Annotated in this window: 13 protein-coding genes; 4 read left to right on the top strand and 9 right to left on the bottom strand. The window is 73.2% G+C overall.

All coding sequences use genetic code 11. The annotated features are described in order from the left end of the window. Window positions 1-76: 76 nt before the first annotated feature. From ppdK to ACFYNO_RS10935, 5 genes are all read right to left on the bottom strand, one after another. Entirely contained in the window at window positions 77-2,785 is a 2,709-nt protein-coding gene (gene ppdK, locus ACFYNO_RS10955) for a pyruvate, phosphate dikinase (protein WP_388008816.1), read from the bottom strand. Between the two features lie 564 nt (window positions 2,786-3,349). Next, entirely contained in the window at window positions 3,350-4,546 is a 1,197-nt protein-coding gene (gene dusB, locus ACFYNO_RS10950) for a tRNA dihydrouridine synthase DusB (protein WP_388008813.1), read from the bottom strand. A gap of 144 nt (window positions 4,547-4,690) precedes the next feature. Next, a complete protein-coding gene (locus ACFYNO_RS10945) occupies window positions 4,691-5,467 on the bottom strand; it encodes a DUF4097 family beta strand repeat-containing protein (RefSeq protein WP_388008810.1) in 777 nt (258 codons plus the stop codon). An 80-nt stretch (window positions 5,468-5,547) separates the two neighbouring features. Further along, window positions 5,548-6,192 carry a response regulator gene (locus tag ACFYNO_RS10940; RefSeq protein WP_388008807.1) on the bottom strand — a complete coding sequence of 215 codons (645 nt, stop codon included), beginning with the start codon at window positions 6,190-6,192 and terminating at the stop codon, window positions 5,548-5,550. Beyond that, on the bottom strand, window positions 6,180-7,493 hold the full coding sequence (locus tag ACFYNO_RS10935) for a histidine kinase (RefSeq protein ID WP_388008804.1): 1,314 nt from the start codon (window positions 7,491-7,493) through the stop codon (window positions 6,180-6,182). The genes ACFYNO_RS10940 and ACFYNO_RS10935 overlap by 13 nt, the downstream gene beginning before the upstream one ends. A gap of 192 nt (window positions 7,494-7,685) precedes the next feature. Here ACFYNO_RS10935 and ACFYNO_RS10930 point away from each other — a divergent pair, with 192 nt between their 5' ends. After that, entirely contained in the window at window positions 7,686-8,093 is a 408-nt protein-coding gene (locus ACFYNO_RS10930; RefSeq protein WP_388008801.1) for a hypothetical protein, read from the top strand. A 56-nt stretch (window positions 8,094-8,149) separates the two neighbouring features. Then, window positions 8,150-8,554: a hypothetical protein gene (locus ACFYNO_RS10925; RefSeq protein WP_388008798.1), complete on the top strand. Its 405-nt coding sequence runs from the start codon at window positions 8,150-8,152 to the stop codon at window positions 8,552-8,554. Between the two features lie 42 nt (window positions 8,555-8,596). Here ACFYNO_RS10925 and ACFYNO_RS10920 read toward each other — a convergent pair whose 3' ends face one another. Together ACFYNO_RS10920 and ACFYNO_RS10915 are read right to left on the bottom strand one after the other, a co-directional pair. Next, the gene (locus tag ACFYNO_RS10920) at window positions 8,597-9,010 is read right to left on the bottom strand and encodes a RidA family protein (protein ID WP_388008795.1); all 414 of its coding nucleotides are present in this window, start codon (window positions 9,008-9,010) and stop codon (window positions 8,597-8,599) included. Between the two features lie 255 nt (window positions 9,011-9,265). Then, entirely contained in the window at window positions 9,266-10,186 is a 921-nt protein-coding gene (locus ACFYNO_RS10915; RefSeq protein WP_388008792.1) for a LysR family transcriptional regulator, read from the bottom strand. A gap of 94 nt (window positions 10,187-10,280) precedes the next feature. On the opposite strand from ACFYNO_RS10915, the gene ACFYNO_RS10910 reads away from it, so the two are divergent. After that, entirely contained in the window at window positions 10,281-11,642 is a 1,362-nt protein-coding gene (locus tag ACFYNO_RS10910) for an MFS transporter (protein ID WP_388008789.1), read from the top strand. 7 nt (window positions 11,643-11,649) lie between these two features. Here ACFYNO_RS10910 and argS read toward each other — a convergent pair whose 3' ends face one another. Together argS and ACFYNO_RS10900 are read right to left on the bottom strand one after the other, a co-directional pair. Continuing rightward, a complete protein-coding gene (argS, locus tag ACFYNO_RS10905; RefSeq protein ID WP_388008786.1) occupies window positions 11,650-13,395 on the bottom strand; it encodes an arginine--tRNA ligase in 1,746 nt (581 codons plus the stop codon). Window positions 13,396-13,535: 140 nt separating this feature from the next. Further along, window positions 13,536-14,375 (bottom strand): NAD(P)H-binding protein, encoded by an 840-nt coding sequence (locus tag ACFYNO_RS10900; RefSeq protein WP_388008783.1) that lies wholly within the window; start codon window positions 14,373-14,375, stop codon window positions 13,536-13,538. Window positions 14,376-14,485: 110 nt separating this feature from the next. On the opposite strand from ACFYNO_RS10900, the gene ACFYNO_RS10895 reads away from it, so the two are divergent. Then, window positions 14,486-14,890, top strand: a complete 405-nt coding sequence (locus tag ACFYNO_RS10895; RefSeq protein WP_388008780.1) for a winged helix-turn-helix transcriptional regulator — start codon at window positions 14,486-14,488, stop codon at window positions 14,888-14,890. Window positions 14,891-15,172 lie beyond the last annotated feature (282 nt).

Genomic DNA, 15,172 nt, shown 5'->3' with positions numbered 1-15,172 from the left:
CCGGCCGCGCTACGTCCGGCGGTTCTCCTGCGCCGAGCACCGACGGACGCCCCTCCCCGTTCGGAGGGGATGCGGGTCAGCGCGAGTCGCTGCCCGCAGTCTCGATGGCGGCGCGGCCGGCCTCCAGCCGCGCCACCGGAATGCGGAACGGTGAGCAGGACACGTAGTCCAGGCCCGCCTCGTGGAAGAAGTGCACCGACTCCGGGTCACCGCCGTGCTCGCCGCAGACGCCGAGCTTGAGGTCCGGGCGGGTGGCCCGGCCGGCCTGCACCGCGTGCTTGACCAGCGAGCCGACGCCGTCCCGGTCGATCGTCTCGAACGGCGACACCCCGAAGATGCCCTTCTCCAGGTAGGCGGTGAAGAACGAGGCCTCCACGTCGTCCCGGGAGAAGCCCCAGACGGTCTGGGTGAGGTCGTTCGTCCCGAAGGAGAAGAACTCGGCCGCCTCGGCGATCTGACCGGCCGTGACGGCCGCCCGCGGAAGTTCGATCATCGTACCGAGCTTGATGTCCAGCTGGACGCCGGTGGAAACCGCCACCTCGGCGAGAACCCGTTCACACTCCTCGCGGACGATCTCCAGCTCCTGCACGGTGCCGACCAGCGGGATCATCACCTCGGGGCGCGGGTCGCCGCCGGCCAGCTTGCGCTCGGCCGCGGCCTCGGCGATCGCCCGGACCTGCATGCCGAACAGGCCGGGGATGACCAGGCCGAGGCGGACGCCGCGCAGGCCCAGCATCGGGTTCTGCTCGTGCAGCTTGTGCACCGCCTGGAGCAGGCGCAGGTCGTTCTCGTTCGGGTCCCGGCGGGCCTCGGCCAGCGCGACCCGGACCGAGAGCTCGGTGATGTCGGGCAGGAACTCGTGCAGCGGCGGGTCGAGCAGCCGGACGGTGACCGGCAGGCCGTCCATCGACTGGAAGAGCTCGACGAAGTCGCCCTTCTGCAGCGGCAGCAGGGTGGAGAGGGCCAGCTCCCGGTCCTTGTCGTTGTCCGCCAGGATCAGGTGCTCGACCTCCTTGCGGCGCTCCTCGCCGAGGAACATGTGCTCGGTGCGGCACAGGCCGATGCCCTGGGCGCCGTAGCGGCGGGCGCGGTTCGCGTCCTCGGCGTTGTCGGCGTTGGCGCGGACGGCGAGCCGGCGGCGGCCGTCGGCGTGCGCCATGATCCGGTGCACGGCCTGGACCAGGCCGCCCTGGACGTCGGCGCCGGCGTGCAGGGTGCCCTCGAAGTACTCGACCACCGGGGAGGGCAGCACGGGTACCTCGCCGAGGTAGACCCTGCCGGTGCCGCCGTCGATCGAGACGACCTCGCCCTCCTCGACGACCAGGCCGCTCGCGGTGGTCATCCGGCGGCGCTTGGTGTCGACCTCGAGCTCCTCGGCGCCGCAGACGCAGGTCTTGCCCATGCCGCGGGCGACCACGGCCGCGTGCGAGGTCTTGCCGCCGCGCGAGGTGAGGATGCCCTCGGCGGCGATCATGCCGTCCAGGTCGTCCGGGTTGGTCTCCCGGCGGACCAGGATGACCTTCTCGCCGGAGCGGGACCACTTGACGGCGGTGTAGGAGTCGAAGACCACCTTGCCGATCGCGGCGCCCGGCGAGGCGGCCAGGCCGCGGCCGATCTGCTTGGAGGTGGACTCGGGGGCGAACCGGGGGAACATCAGCTGGGCCAGCTGGCCGCCGGTGACCCGCTGGGTCGCCTCGTCCAGGTCGATCAGGCCCTGGTCGACCAGCTGGACGGCGATCCGGAAGGCGGCCGCGGCGGTGCGCTTGCCGATCCGGGTCTGCAGCATCCAGAGCTTGCCGCGCTCGATGGTGAACTCGATGTCGCACAGGTCGCGGTAGTGCAGCTCGAGCTTGCGCATGATCGCCATCAGCTCGTCGTAGGACTTCTTGTCCAGCTGCTCCAGGTCGGCGAGCTGCAGGGTGTTGCGGATGCCCGCGACCACGTCCTCGCCCTGGGCGTTGGACAGGTAGTCGCCGTAGACGCCGGGGGCACCGGTGGACGGGTCGCGGGTGAAGGCGACACCGGTGCCGGAGTCCTCGCCGAGGTTGCCGAAGACCATGGTGCAGATGTTGACCGCGGTGCCCAGGTCGTTCGGGATGCGCTCCTGGCGGCGGTAGAGCCGGGCCCGGTCGCCGTTCCAGGAGTGGAAGACGGCGTGGATGGCCAGGTCCATCTGCTGGCGCGGGTCCTGCGGGAACTCCCGGCCGGTCTCCTTCAGCACGATGGTCTTGAAGGTCTCGACCAGCGCCTTGAGGTCGGCGGCGTCCAGGTCCAGGTCGTTGGCGGTGCCCTTGGCGTGCTTGGCCTCGTCCAGGGCCTCCTCGAAGAGCTCGCCCTCGACGCCCAGCACGGTCTTGCCGAACATCTGGACCAGGCGGCGGTAGGAGTCCCAGGCGAACCGCTCGTTGCCGGACTGCGCGGCCAGGCCGATCACCGAGGCGTCGGAGAGGCCGATGTTGAGGACGGTGTCCATCATGCCCGGCATGGAGAACTTGGCACCGGAGCGCACCGAGACCAGCAGCGGGTTGTCGGCCTGGCCGAGCTTCTTGCCCATCTGCTCCTCGAGGCGGGCCAGGTGCTCGCTGACCTCCAGGTGGAGCGAGTCCGGCTCGGCGCCGGTCTCCAGGAAGACCTTGCAGGCCTCGGTGGTGAGGGTGAACCCGGGAGGGACCGGGAGACCGAGGTTGGTCATCTCGGCGAGGTTGGCACCCTTGCCGCCCAGCAGGTCCTTGAGGTCCTTGTTTCCTTCGGTGAAGGAGTAAACAAACTTCTGCGTCGCCGCCACGGGTCGGTCTCCTCGCACGGGGTTGCCCTGACGCCGGAGAACATACCCATTTCGAAGGCGGTTTCGCGCCGCCGATAGGCCGTCCGATCCTCGGAGCCCGGTGCTACCCCCGAGATCAAATGCTTGTGAAGGCGTTCACCTTTGTTGTGGAAATCGTCCGGGTGACGCTAGCGCGCCTTCAAGAATTGAAGATATGGACACGCGAAGATCACCGGAGCCGGACGGAGGGTAGTGGCTGTACGGCCACCGTGTTTCGCCGGCTTGATTTCCTGCAGCCAGTCGAGCCGATCCACCGTGCCACCCGTTCGGAAAGCGATTTGGACATCGTGGCGCTTTCGGCGACTCTGACCAACCGTCAGGCCCACCTCCATGTGGCAAGAGTCACGGACCCGACTCGCTCATCGTACGTATCGAAACTCGTCATGCTGTTGCTCAACGCGCCGTCATTGCTGCGTAGCGTGATCAAAATCTGCCAAAAGGGAGCCCTCTTGACCAGATTGGCCAAGAGGGCTGCGCCGAGCCGTCCCGTCCGCCCTTGGGGCCTATTCAGACGGCTCGTACAACTCAGCCGCCAGAGCTGTCCGATTCGGCCTCAACGGACGGAATGGCGCAGTCATACGGATCGTCCAACCAGCCCTCCGGGAGAACCACCCGTCCGTTGCCGCTGGTGCGGCCGCGCGGGCCGTCGGCCGACTCGGGCCAGCGCTGCTCCTGGTCCACCTCGGCCAGCAGCTCGGAGAGCTCGGAGAGCGAGCTCGCCATGGCGAGCTTGACCCGGAGCTGGGAGCCGACCGAGAAGCCCTTGGTGTACCAGGCGACGTGCTTGCGGAAGTCGATCACGCCGCGGTGCTCGTCGTTCAGCCAGCGGCCGAGCAGGTCGGCGTGGCGCAGCATGGTGGCGCCCACCTCGGCGAAGGTCGGGCGGACCGGGTCGGTGACGCCCTCGAACACGGCGACCAGGTCCTTGAAGAGCCACGGTCGGCCCAGGCAGCCTCGGCCGACCACCACGCCGTCGCAGCCGGTCTCGCGGATCATCCGCAGCGCGTCCGGGGCGGACCAGATGTCGCCGTTGCCGAGCACCGGCACGTGCGCGGGGACGGCCTCGCGCAGCCGGGCGATCGCCGACCAGTCGGCCTGGCCGCCATAGTGCTGGGCGGCGGTGCGGCCGTGCAGGGCGATCGCGGAGACGCCCTCCTCGGCACCGATCCGGCCGGCGTCCAGGTAGGTGAGGTGGTCGTCGTCGATGCCCTTGCGCATCTTCATGGTCACCGGCAGCCCGCCGGCGCCGGCCACCGCCTCGCGCAGCAGCTCGCGCAGCAGGTTGCGCTTGTAGGGGAGGGCGGATCCACCGCCCTTGCGGGTGACCTTGGGGACCGGGCAGCCGAAGTTGAGGTCGATGTGGTCGGCCAGGTCCTCCTCGGCGATCATCCGGGCGGCCTTGCCGACGGTGGCCGGGTCCACCCCGTAGAGCTGGATCGACCGCGGCTGCTCGCTCGGGTCGAACTGGATCAGCTGCATGGTCTTGGCGTTGCGCTCGACCAGGGCCCGGGTGGTGATCATCTCGCTGACGAACAGGCCCTTGCCGCCGGACTGCTCCCGGCAGAGAGTGCGGAACGGGGCGTTGGTGATGCCCGCCATCGGCGCCAGCACGACCGGCGGCCAGACCTGGAGCGGGCCGATCGACAGCGGCGCCGCGGCGGTGGCGGCCGCGGTGGAGGCGGCCGTCGCCGCGGCGGGGGCGGGAGCGGGCGTGGTCGTCATGCGCGGCGGATCCTCGCAGCTGGGGGTGGACGGGACTCTCCATTGTCCCCCAACTGGTGGATGCGCTCTGAGCTGCGGCGATCGGGTGGGCGGGGTGAATGGCCGACCGGCTCGGTGGGCTGGGCGGGGGCGGGGGCGGGCGGCTCAGTTCGGGGTGGCGTGGATGGTGACCGCGCCGGAGTCGGCCGTCGCCGTGATGGTGCGCGGGGAGGAGGCGTCCTGGAGGCCCGAGTCGATGTCGCTGCCCCCGGAGCCGGTGCTGACGGCGATGCGGTAGGTGGAGTCGCGCGGGAGCACCGCCGTGACCTCCCCGGATCCGGCCGAGAGCGAGACCGAATCGGGCGGGCTGATGAAGGAGAGGTCGGCCGAGCCCGAGGTGACCTGGGCCTGCACCTGCCGGGAGGCGAGCCCCTTGCCCTTCACCGAGCCGCTGGTCACCTGGGCGGCCACCTTGCCGGTGACGTCGTCCAGCTCGAAGGAGCCGGAGCCGGCGTGCAGGTTGAGGTCGCCGCTGAGGCCGACGATCTTGGTGTCGGCGCTGCTGCCGCGCACCGTGACGGAGGTCTGCACCGGGACGCCGATGGTCAGGCTGCTGGAGCAGGGCGTGCTCACCGGGAAGACGTCCGGGCAGCGCACGGTGATCCGCAGCTTCTGGCCGACCACCTCCCGGGTGACGACCGGCCGGTCGACCGTCCAGCGGGTGGCCAGGCCCACCACCACGTCGCCGTCCAGGCCCGGGCTGATCCGGGCGCTGGCGTTCTGCAGGTCGAGGTCGAGGGCGGTGATCCGCTGGGTGTAGCGGAAGTTCTCCGAGCCGTCCTGCTGGGCGAGCGCTCGCCAGGCCTGCCCGGCGCCGAGCAGCACCAGCAGGACGGTGGCCACCACCCCGATCACCCGCCAGCGGCGGTACTCCGTGGTCACTGCGCCGCCCGCCTGGTCGCGGGCGCGGGCCGGGCGGCCGGGCGGGTGCCGGGGCGGGCGGGCTGGTGCGGGGGCATGGCTCAGCCCTCCCCGAGGTAGCGCAGCACGGCGAGCACCCGGCGGTGGGTGGCGTCGGCGGCGGGCAGCTCGAGCTTGGTGAAGATGCTGCTGATGTGCTTGGCCACCGCGCTGTCGCTGACCACCAGGGCCTCGGCGATGGCGGTGTTGGAGTGGCCCTGGGCCATCAGCCCCAGCACATCGCGCTCGCGCGGGGTCAGCCGCTCCAGCGGATCGCGGTGCCGGCGGACCAGCAGCTGGGCCACCACCTCGGGATCCAGCGCGGTGCCGCCGGAGGCGACCCGCTGCAGGGCGTCCACGAAATCGTCGACATTGGCGACCCGCTCCTTGAGCAGGTAGCCGACGCCGCTGGTGTTGGAGGAGAGCAGATCGGCCGCGTACCGCTCCTCGACGTACTGGGAGAGCAGCAGGACCGCGACCTGCGGCCACTGCCGGCGGATCAGCAGGGCGGCCCGCACCCCCTCGTCGGTGAAGCCCGGGGGCATCCGGACGTCGGTGACGACCACTTGGGGCCGGTGCTCCTCGACGGCGGCGAGCAGGGCATCGGCCTCGCCCACGGCGGCGACCACCTCGTAGCCCACCGCCTCCAGCACCTTGACCAGGCCTACTCGCAGCAGGACCGAGTCCTCGGCGATCACAGCTCGCACGGCAACTCCACAGTGATGGTGGTCGGGCCCCCCACGGGGCTGCTGATGGCCAGGGTGCCGTCGACCGAGGCGGCGCGCTTGCGCAGCCCGACCAGGCCGGTGCCCCGGGTGGGGTCGGCGCCGCCGACCCCGTCGTCGGTGATGGTGAGGTGCAGGGTCGGGCCGAGCTGGCGGACCGCCAGGTCGACCCGGGAGGCGCGGGCGTGCTTGGCCACATTGGCCAGCGCCTCGGAGACCACGAAGTAGGCGACGGCCTCCACCGTGGGCGCCATCCGCCGCTGCAGGCTGACGGTGAGCCGGACCGGCAGCGGGGCGCGGGCGGCGATCCCGGAGAGCGCCGCGTCCAGCCCGCGGTCCTCCAGCACCACCGGGTGGAGGCCGCGGACCAGGTCGCGCAGCTCGGCGATGGCGGCCTGGGCCTCCTCGTGCGCGGCGATGATCACCTGCATCGCCTCGGGCGGCACGTCCTTCAGGGTGCGGCGGGCCAGGCCGAGGTTCATGGCGAGCGAGACCAGGCGCTGCTGGGCGCCGTCGTGCAGGTCGCGCTCGATCCGGCGGCGCTCGGCATCGGCCGCGTCCAGCACGCCGGCCCGGCTCTCGGCCAGGTCGGCCACCCGCTGCTGGAGCTCGGTGGCCCGGCTGGGGCCGAGCAGCGCCCGGGCCGCCCGCCGGTCGACCCGGGCCACCCGGACCGCCAGCCAGGGCGCGGCGAAGAGCAGGCCGATGCCGATCAGGCTGAACACCAGCACCATCGGTATGGAGTGGCCGCCGCGGACGACGCTGCCGCGCGGCATCAGCCAGCTCCAGCCGATCACCGAGGCCAGCACGGCGCCGCCGCCGACGGCGACCAGGGCGAACACCCCGATCAGCGAGAGGACCGGACCGACGATCAGGTGGTAGCCGAGCTGACGGTAGGTCGACTCGGCCCAGGACCAGGCGAGCAGCCGCGCCAGCGGCCGGGCGCCGGGCTCGGCCGGCGAGCGCTGGGCCGGGATCTCCAGCCCGCCGAGGGTGCGGAAGCGGCTGCGCTGGGCCAGGGTGAGCTGCTGGACCAGCACCACCAGCAGGACCGTGATGGCCAGCCAGAACTTGCTGCTAGTGAAGGCGAGCAGCAGGGGCAGCAGGAACGGCGCCCCGGCGGCCACCAGCAGCAGCTCGCGGGCGGCCGCGGCGGACCACGGCGCGGGCGGGCGGGGACTGGGGGCGGTCTGGTGCTCCTCCCCCGCCGCGCGCACCCAGGCCACGCTCGGGTGCGCCGCGCCGCGGCGGAGCCGCTCTCGCAGTCGGCTGGTGCTGATCATGGCGCTCAGCTTAAACGGGCAGGTGGGAGCGGCACATGGGTGCTGGACACCGGAGTCAGGGTGTACCTAGGTACACCCTCAAGAGGGGCCCGAGGGCCAAAGACACCACCCGGCCCTGACCGGCAGTCTTGTTCTCGTCAGGGGGACCGGCGGCGCCGGCTCCCACCAGGGGGTTCACAAGGGGTGGTGGGGATGAACACGGTGCAGGAGCTGCAGCAGCCGGCGCTGCCGGCCGGCCCGGTCGGCGGCCCGTGGTCGGTCCGGCAGACGGCCGGCCGGTCCGGTCGCCGCGCGCTGGAGGTGTACGAGGCCGAGGAGTTGATCGACGTCCTGGTCACCAGCTCGCTCAGCGGCGATGTGCTGCGCGGCGCCCGCCGCGCCCGCTCCGGCGGCATCGCCTGGGGCCGGCTGGCGGCCGACGGTTCGGTGCCCGACGTCGCCTTCGCCCGGGCCCGGGTCCGGGCCGACTGGCAGCCGGCCGAGGTGGTGGAGCTGCCCGGCGGCTTCTGGCTCGCCTGGACGACGGGTCCGGCGCTCGCGGTCATGGCCCGGCGCAGGGACGGCCTGGTGGAGCGGCTGAAACCGGCCCGGCTGGGCTGAGCGGGGCGGGGCGGGGCAGCGGGTCTGACGGGTCAACGGAGAACGGGGGCGGAGCGATGGGGAACGCGAAGCGGTGGCAGGTGCGGCTGGTCGGCGGGGCAGGTCTGGCGCTGCTGCCCTGGATGGTGGTGCTGGCGCTGACTCTGCGGGACGCGACCGGCTGGGTGCTGCTCGACCTGGCGGAGGCGGGCTGCCTGCTCTCCACCGCCACCCTGCTCAGCCGCGGCCTGGCCCGGCACCGCCACTGCGCCGCACTGGCCGCCCTGCTGCTCACCGCTGACGCGGTCTGCGACCTCGGCTCCGCCACCACCGGCACCGATCTGCTGATGGCGCTGGCGATGGCGCTCTGCGCGGAGCTCCCGCTGGCCGGTCTCTGCGCGCTGCTGGCCCTGCGCGGCCGCCGCCCGGCGGCGGCGACCGCGATGGCGCCGGTGCGCCCGGCGCTCGCCCTGGCCGCCTGACGCCTGTTGCCTGTTGCCTGTTGCCTGTTGCCTGACCTCTCGTCAGTCGGGCAGTGCGGCGGTGAGGTCCACCTCGACCAGCTGCCCGGTGTAGCCGAGCCGGGCGACGCCTAACAGGGTGCTGGCGGTACTGAAGGCCGGGCCGATCACCGACCCGGTCAGCCGGTCCCAGGCCGCCGCCAGCACCGCGGTCTCATCGCTGACCACGTAGATCACCGAGCGCACCACGTGTTCCGGGCCGGCCCCGACCGCACCGAGCGCGGTCAGCGCGTTGGCGGCCACCTGGTCGACCTGGGCAGCCAGGTCGCCGGGTCCGACCAGCGTGCCGTCCAGGGCGAGCGGGCACTGCCCGGCCAGGTGGGCGGTGCGCCCGGCCGAGACGACGGTGATGTGGTGGTAACCGGGGTTGGGGTGGAGTTCGGCAGGGTTGATCCGGGTGATGTGAGGAGTGGTCATGCGGGCGAGTCTGCTCGCTCGACCGCCACCGGGCACCGGGTTTTCCGACGGGTCGGCCACGGCCCGGCAGGCGGGCGGCGCAAGGCGGCACCGGACGTTCCCCAAGGGCAGCTTCGATCCGCGGTTCATCCCGACCACACCGGTGATCGACCGCAGGAGCCGGTCGGCCGCCCGGGTCCTCGGCGGCCGGACCGAGGGAACCATGGAGTCCATGCTCCGTCCGGTCCTGGCGGAGGGCGGGGAGCAGCCCCCGCCTCAGGAGGCCCGGGCCGTACGGGTGCCCGCCGGGAGCGGATCGGCGCGGGCCGCCAGTTCCAGCAGGGCGCGCAGCGGTCCCTCGGCGAGGCCGAGCCGGGGGTGCCACTGGGCGAGGATGCTCACCGGCTGGAGAGCCTCGCTGAGGCGCAGCTCCACCAGCTCGCCGGTCTCCAGCTCGCGGGCCAGCGCGAGTTCCGGGAGCAGGGTGAGCCCGCGGCCGTGGCCGGCCAGTCGGAGCAGCGCGCCGAGCGAGCCGGTCACCATGGCGACCTGGGCCTCGGTCAGCAGGTCGCGGCCGAAGCGGTCGAGCAGCATCTCCGAGGTGCAGCCCGGTTCGGCCACCAGGAACTCGTGGCGGAGCAGTTCCTCCACCGTCACCGTCGCGGCGCCGGCCAGCGGGTGCGAGGAGCCGACGGCCAGCACGGTGCGGTCGTGGCCGACCACCCGGTGCGGGCCGAGCGCGGGGCGCCCGTTGTCGTACTGGAAGACGACGTCCAACTCCCCCGCCGCGAAGAGCTCGCCGAGCCGGGTGCGGTTGCCGACGCTCAGCTCCACCTCCGCGCTGGTGCCCGGCCCGGCCGCGCCGTACTCCAGGGCGGCCAGCACGTCCGGCACCCAGACGTGCGCCAGCGACTCCTGGGCGCCGATCCGCAGCCGGACCCGCTCGCCGAGCGCCGCCCGCCGCATCCGCTCGTCCAGCGTCAGCGCCTCCCGGGCGAACGGCAGCAGCCGCTGCCCCGCCTCGGTGAGCACCGCCCCGGTGCCGGCCCGGACCAGCACCGCCGTGCCCAACTCCGCCTCCAGCCGCTTCAGCTGGGCGCTCACACTGGACTGCGCGTAGCCGAGCCAGTGCGCGGCCGCCGAGATCCCGCCCTGTTCGGCGACGGCGACGAAGGCACGCAGATACCGGGTGTCCATGGGCTCAGCGTACTGTCCGCCCATCGGAGAATCCGATGGCCCCATCGGACTTCCGGCGTCGCCCGGAAATCCCCGGCCGGACGAGGGTACGGGCATGACCACCGACACCCTGACCCGCGCCCCGCACGCCCCGTCAACCGCCCGCTCCCGCCTGGCCTTCGCGGGCATCGCGGCCGGGAACCTGCTCGTCCTGCTGGACACCTCGATCCTGAACGTCGCCCTGCCCGACCTCCAGCGCACGCTGCACCCCGCCGCCGCGGCCGTGCCCTGGGCGGTGGACGCCTACACCGTGGTCTTCGCCGGCCTGCTGCTCGCCGCCGGTGCGCTGGCCGACCGCTGGGGGCCGCGCCGGGTCTACCGCGCCTCGCTCGCCGCCTTCGCCGTGCTCTCCGCACTCTGCGCCGCCGCGCCCGGGGTCGGCGCGCTGATCCTCGGCCGGGCCCTGCTCGGCGCCGCCGGGGCCGGCCTGGTGCCCGCCTCGTTGGGCCTGCTGATCGCGCTCAACCCCGACCCGGCCCGCCGCACCCGGGCGATCGGCGCCTGGACCGCCGTCAGCGGCCTGGGCGCCGCCGCCGGACCGGTGCTCGGCGGCTTCCTGGTCGAACTGGGCGGCTGGCGGCTGGTCTTCCTGGTGGCCCCGCCGATCGCGCTGGCCGCCCTGGCGCTGGCCCGCCGGCTGCCCGCCCCGCCGCGCGCCGCGGCCCGCAAGCTCGACCGCCCCGGCCTGCTGCTCTCCACCGGTGCCCTCGGCGCGCTGACCTTCGGCCTGGTGGAGGCGGGCACGGCCGGCTGGACCTCCCCGCTGACCCTGGTCCCGCTGGCCCTCGCGGTGCCGGCCTTCGCCGCCCTGGCCCTGGTCGAGCGCCGGTCCGGCAGCCCGGTGCTGCCGCCGGCCCTGCTGGCCCTGCCCCGGGTGCGGGCCGCCCTGGTCGCCGCCGCCACCGCCTGCTTCTCCTTCTACGGCAGCCTCTACCTGCTCGGCCTCTGGCTGCAGCACGCCTACCGGCTCTCCCCGCTGGGCGCCGGCCTGGCCTCCGTCCCGCTCACCCTGCCGGTCTGCGTGATGCCGTTCTTCACCGGCCGCCTGGTCGCCCGCCACGGCGCCCGGCCGGTGCTGCTGGCGGGCGTGGCGGCGAGCATCCCGGCCGGCCTGCTACTGCTCGCCGCCACCGGCCACCGCCCGCCGCTGGCCCTGCTGATCGCCGCCGAGCTGGCCCTGGCCGCCACCGGCACCCTCTCCATCCCCGGCGCCTCGGCCGAGATGGCGGTGGCCGCCCCGACCGGGCTGGCGGCCACCGCCCAGGGCGCGCTGAACAGCATCCGGCAGGCCGGATCCGCCCTGGGCGTCGCCGTCCTGGGCACCCTCGGCTCGCTCTCCAGCGCGGGCGTGGTGGTGCTGGCGGTCGGCGCGGCCGCGGTGCTCACCGTCGAACGCGCCACCAGGAAGTCGGTATGACCGACCGTCAGATCCGCTCCGGCGCCTGCAGCCCCAGCAGGTCGAGCCCGAGCGCCAGCGTCTCGGCGCTCAGCCGGCAGAGCGCCAGCCGGTTCCCGCGCAGCCCCGGGGCCGCCTTGAGCACCGGACAGGCACCGTAGAAGTCGGTGAACGCCTTCGCCAGCGCGAACAGGTAGCCGCACAGCCGATGCGGCTCCAGCTCCTGGGCCACCTCCCGCACCGTCGCGTCGAACCCGTCCAGCAGCAGTACCAGCGCCCGCTCCACCGGGTGCAGCGGCTGCGCCGGGTCGACGGCGGCCGGCTCCTCGCCCGCCTTGGCCAGGATGGACCGCACCCGGGCGTGCGCGTACTGCAGGTAGACGCCGGTGTTGCCGCTGAGCGAGACCATCTGCTCCACGTCGAAGACGTAGTTCCTGGCCCGCGAGGTGGAGAGGTCGGCGTACTTGACCGCGCCGATCCCGGCCGCCTGCGCCACCCGCTCCGACTCCGCGCCGGTGAGCTCGCCCTCCTTCTCCGCCATCACCGCGCGCACCGCGTCGACGGCCGCGTCCAGCAGCCCGGCCAGCCGCACCGTGCCCCCGGACCGGGTCTTGAACGGCGTGCCTCCCGGCCCCATGACCATGCCGAACGGCACGTGCACCGCTTCCACGGACTCCGGCAGCCAGCCCGCCCGCCGGGCCGCCGCGAAGACCATCCGGAAGTGCAGCGCCTGCCGGGCGTCCACCACGTAGAGGATCCGGTCGGCGCCCAGGTCGCGCACCCGGTGCCGGATCGTCGCGAGGTCGCTCGCCTGGTAGCCGTAGCCGCCGTCCTGCTTGCGGACGATCAGCGGCACCGGCTCGCCCTGCGGCCCGACCAGGTCGTCGAAGAAGACGCAGAGCGCCCCCTCGCTCTCCACCGCGATCCCGGCCTCCACCAGTTCCCGCGCCAGTGCGGGGAGTTCGTCGTTGTAGCCGGACTCGCCGTCGGTGTCCGCCGGGGTGAGCAGCAGGCCGAGCCGGTCGTAGAGCTGCTGGAAGGCCGTGCCGGAGACGGCGATCAGCTCCTGCCAGACCGCCGTCGTCGCCGGGTCGCCGCCCTGCAGCGCGACCACCCGCAGCCGGCTCCGCTCGGCGAACTCCTGGTCGGCCTCGAAGAGTTGCCGGGCCGCCTTGTACAGCGCGTCGAGCAGCGAGATCCGCTCGGCGGCCGTGCCCTCCCGCCAGGGGTGCTCCGGGTGCTCCGCCAGGTACTGGATCAGCATGCCGAACTGCGTGCCCCAGTCCCCGAGGTGGTTCTGCCGGATCACCTCGGCGCCGAGGAAGCCGAGCGCCCTGGCCAGCGCGTCGCCGATCACATTGGACCGCAGGTGGCCTACGTGCATCTCCTTGGCGATGTTCGGACCCGAGTAGTCCACCACCACCCGGCTGCCGGCCAGCGGCCGTCCGGCGCCGAGCCGGGGCGCGGCCAGCCGGTCGGCGGCCTGCGCCCAGAGCCGGTGGTCCGGCACGGTGAGGTTGAGGAAGCCGGGACCGGAGACGGTCACCTCCAGCGCGGCCTCGCCGGCCAGCTCCTGCTTCAGCCGCTCGGCCAGCTCCCGGGGCGCCAGCCCGGCGGCCCCGGCCAGCGCCATGGCCGCGTTGGACTGGAAGTCCGCGTGTTCGGAGGGCCGGACCAGCGGATCCCGCCCGGCCAGCCCGCGCGGCAGCACGCGGGCCATGGCGGCCGAGACTGCGTGCTCCGCTTGGCTGTTCACGGCAAGGACCTCGGTCACGGGATTCCCTCTCTGCGGCCGCCCGGTCCGGACGGGTAGGCGAAGGCCGGCCCGCTCTCGCGCGGACCGGCCCGGTGCGCCGCAGCCTAGGCGGTGCACCGGGCCGGAGCCGAGCGGTTTTCCGCCCCCCGGACCCCCGTTCAGCGGAAGGCCGGCAGGTTGCGCTCCGCCCAGTCGGCGTAGGAGCGGGCCGGCCGGCCGAGCAGCCGCTCGATGTCGGTGGTGATCCGCTGCTCCTCGGCGGTCGGCGCCCCGAGCACCGCCAGCGTGGTCTCCGCCACCGGCTCCGGCATCATGGTGACCAGCTGCGCCCGCGCCTGCTCGGCGGTCAGTTCAACGAACTCCACGTTCTCGCCCAGCAGTTCGGCCAGCACTGCGGCCGCCTCGCGCGGCGAGCAGAGGGCCGGCCCGGTCAGCTGGTAGGCGCGGCCCCGGTGTCCGTCCGCACGCAGCGCCAGCGCGGCCACCTCGGCGATGTCCGCCGGGTCCACCATCGGCAGCCCGACCCCGCCGAACGGCGCGTGGACGGTGCGCATCCCGCGCACCGACTCGGCCCAGGCGAAGGTGTTGGAGGCGAACCCGCTCGGCCGCAGCACCGTCCAGTCCAGGTCGGACTCGCGTACCGCCCGCTCGATCTCCCCCATCACCCCGCCGTGCGAGGGCGAGTCCGGCCGGGTGAGCACGCCCACGCTGGAGAGCAGCACCACCCGGCGCACCCCGCCCGCCTTGGCCACGTCCAGCAGTTCGGGCACCCGCAGCGCGTGCGCCGCGCCGGCGTCGTGCAGGAAGAGCGCCGAGGCACCCTCGACGGCGGGCCGCAGGCTCTCCGGGTCGGTCAGGTCGGCGGCGGCGTGCCGCACCCCGTCCGGCAGCCGCTCCGGGACCGACCGCGAGACCGCCACCACCCGCTCCCCCGCCCGGGCCAGCGCCTCGACCAGCACCCGTCCGACGTTGCCGGTCGCACCGGTGACCACAATCATGTCAACTCCCTTGTCAGCAAAGCAGGTTGATAACTCGCCGAGGCCGCTCGACGACCCGGTGGGAGGACGCTAACACCGCCGGTACAGTAGGTACCTAGGGGAAAGCGGCTATGCCGCAGGGGAGCGGGGGCAGCATGGAGATGGCCGGCGAGGACACGCGGAACCCCGAACTCGCCTGCCCGATCAGCCCGGTGGTGGACATCGTGTTCAGCCGCTGGACCACCCCGATCCTCTGGTCGCTCAACGCGCACGGCACCCTGCGCTTCGTCGAGCTGCAGCGCCTGATCGGCAGCATCACCCCGAAGGTGCTCACCCAGCGCCTGCGCCAACTGGAGCGCGACGGCCTGGTGGTGCGCCACTACCACGCCGAGGTGCCGCCCCGGGTCGAGTACCGGATCAGCGAGCTCGGCCGCAGCCTCGCCCCGCTCTTCGCCCACCTCTCGGAGTGGGCCACCGGCAACCTGGAGCTGGTCGAGCAGGCTCGCGAGGCCTACGACGCCGAGCCGACCCGCTGACGCTCCGACACCCGCACCCGCACCCCCACCCGCTGCTCACGCACGCGCAGTGTCGATCCGTCACACCCCGCAGCGAGCGCAAACCGTGACCATCGCCCACTTGAGGCAGTGCGAACACGCCCATTAATCTGCGTTTGCTTCTGTTTAAACATGAGCGAAACGCGGCTCATCATGCTGCGGTATGCCACAAAACTCAGAAGCTCACCTCATCACACCCCCACATCTGAACAAATCCTCTCATCCTCAGCCCCTGGCCCGACGACGCCGCGGGGCCGCACCACC

The sequence above is a fragment of the Kitasatospora sp. NPDC006697 genome, from assembly GCF_042869935.1.
Classification (GTDB): Bacteria; Actinomycetota; Actinomycetes; order Streptomycetales; family Streptomycetaceae; genus Kitasatospora.
The sequence above is the reverse complement of the archived record's forward strand: the minus strand, read 5'-3'. Positions and strand labels throughout refer to the sequence as shown.

Coding starts and splice junctions, on each gene's coding strand:
- dusB (WP_388008813.1), bottom strand. CDS start 4,546: ATGACGACCACGCCCGCTCCCGCCCCCGCCGCGGCGACGGCCGCCTCC.
- ACFYNO_RS10935 (WP_388008804.1), bottom strand. CDS start 7,493: ATGATCAGCACCAGCCGACTGCGAGAGCGGCTCCGCCGCGGCGCGGCG.
- ACFYNO_RS10930 (WP_388008801.1), top strand. CDS start 7,686: ATGAACACGGTGCAGGAGCTGCAGCAGCCGGCGCTGCCGGCCGGCCCG.
- ACFYNO_RS10925 (WP_388008798.1), top strand. CDS start 8,150: ATGGGGAACGCGAAGCGGTGGCAGGTGCGGCTGGTCGGCGGGGCAGGT.
- ACFYNO_RS10920 (WP_388008795.1), bottom strand. CDS start 9,010: ATGACCACTCCTCACATCACCCGGATCAACCCTGCCGAACTCCACCCC.
- ACFYNO_RS10915 (WP_388008792.1), bottom strand. CDS start 10,186: ATGGACACCCGGTATCTGCGTGCCTTCGTCGCCGTCGCCGAACAGGGC.
- ACFYNO_RS10910 (WP_388008789.1), top strand. CDS start 10,281: ATGACCACCGACACCCTGACCCGCGCCCCGCACGCCCCGTCAACCGCC.
- ACFYNO_RS10900 (WP_388008783.1), bottom strand. CDS start 14,375: ATGATTGTGGTCACCGGTGCGACCGGCAACGTCGGACGGGTGCTGGTC.
- ACFYNO_RS10895 (WP_388008780.1), top strand. CDS start 14,486: ATGCCGCAGGGGAGCGGGGGCAGCATGGAGATGGCCGGCGAGGACACG.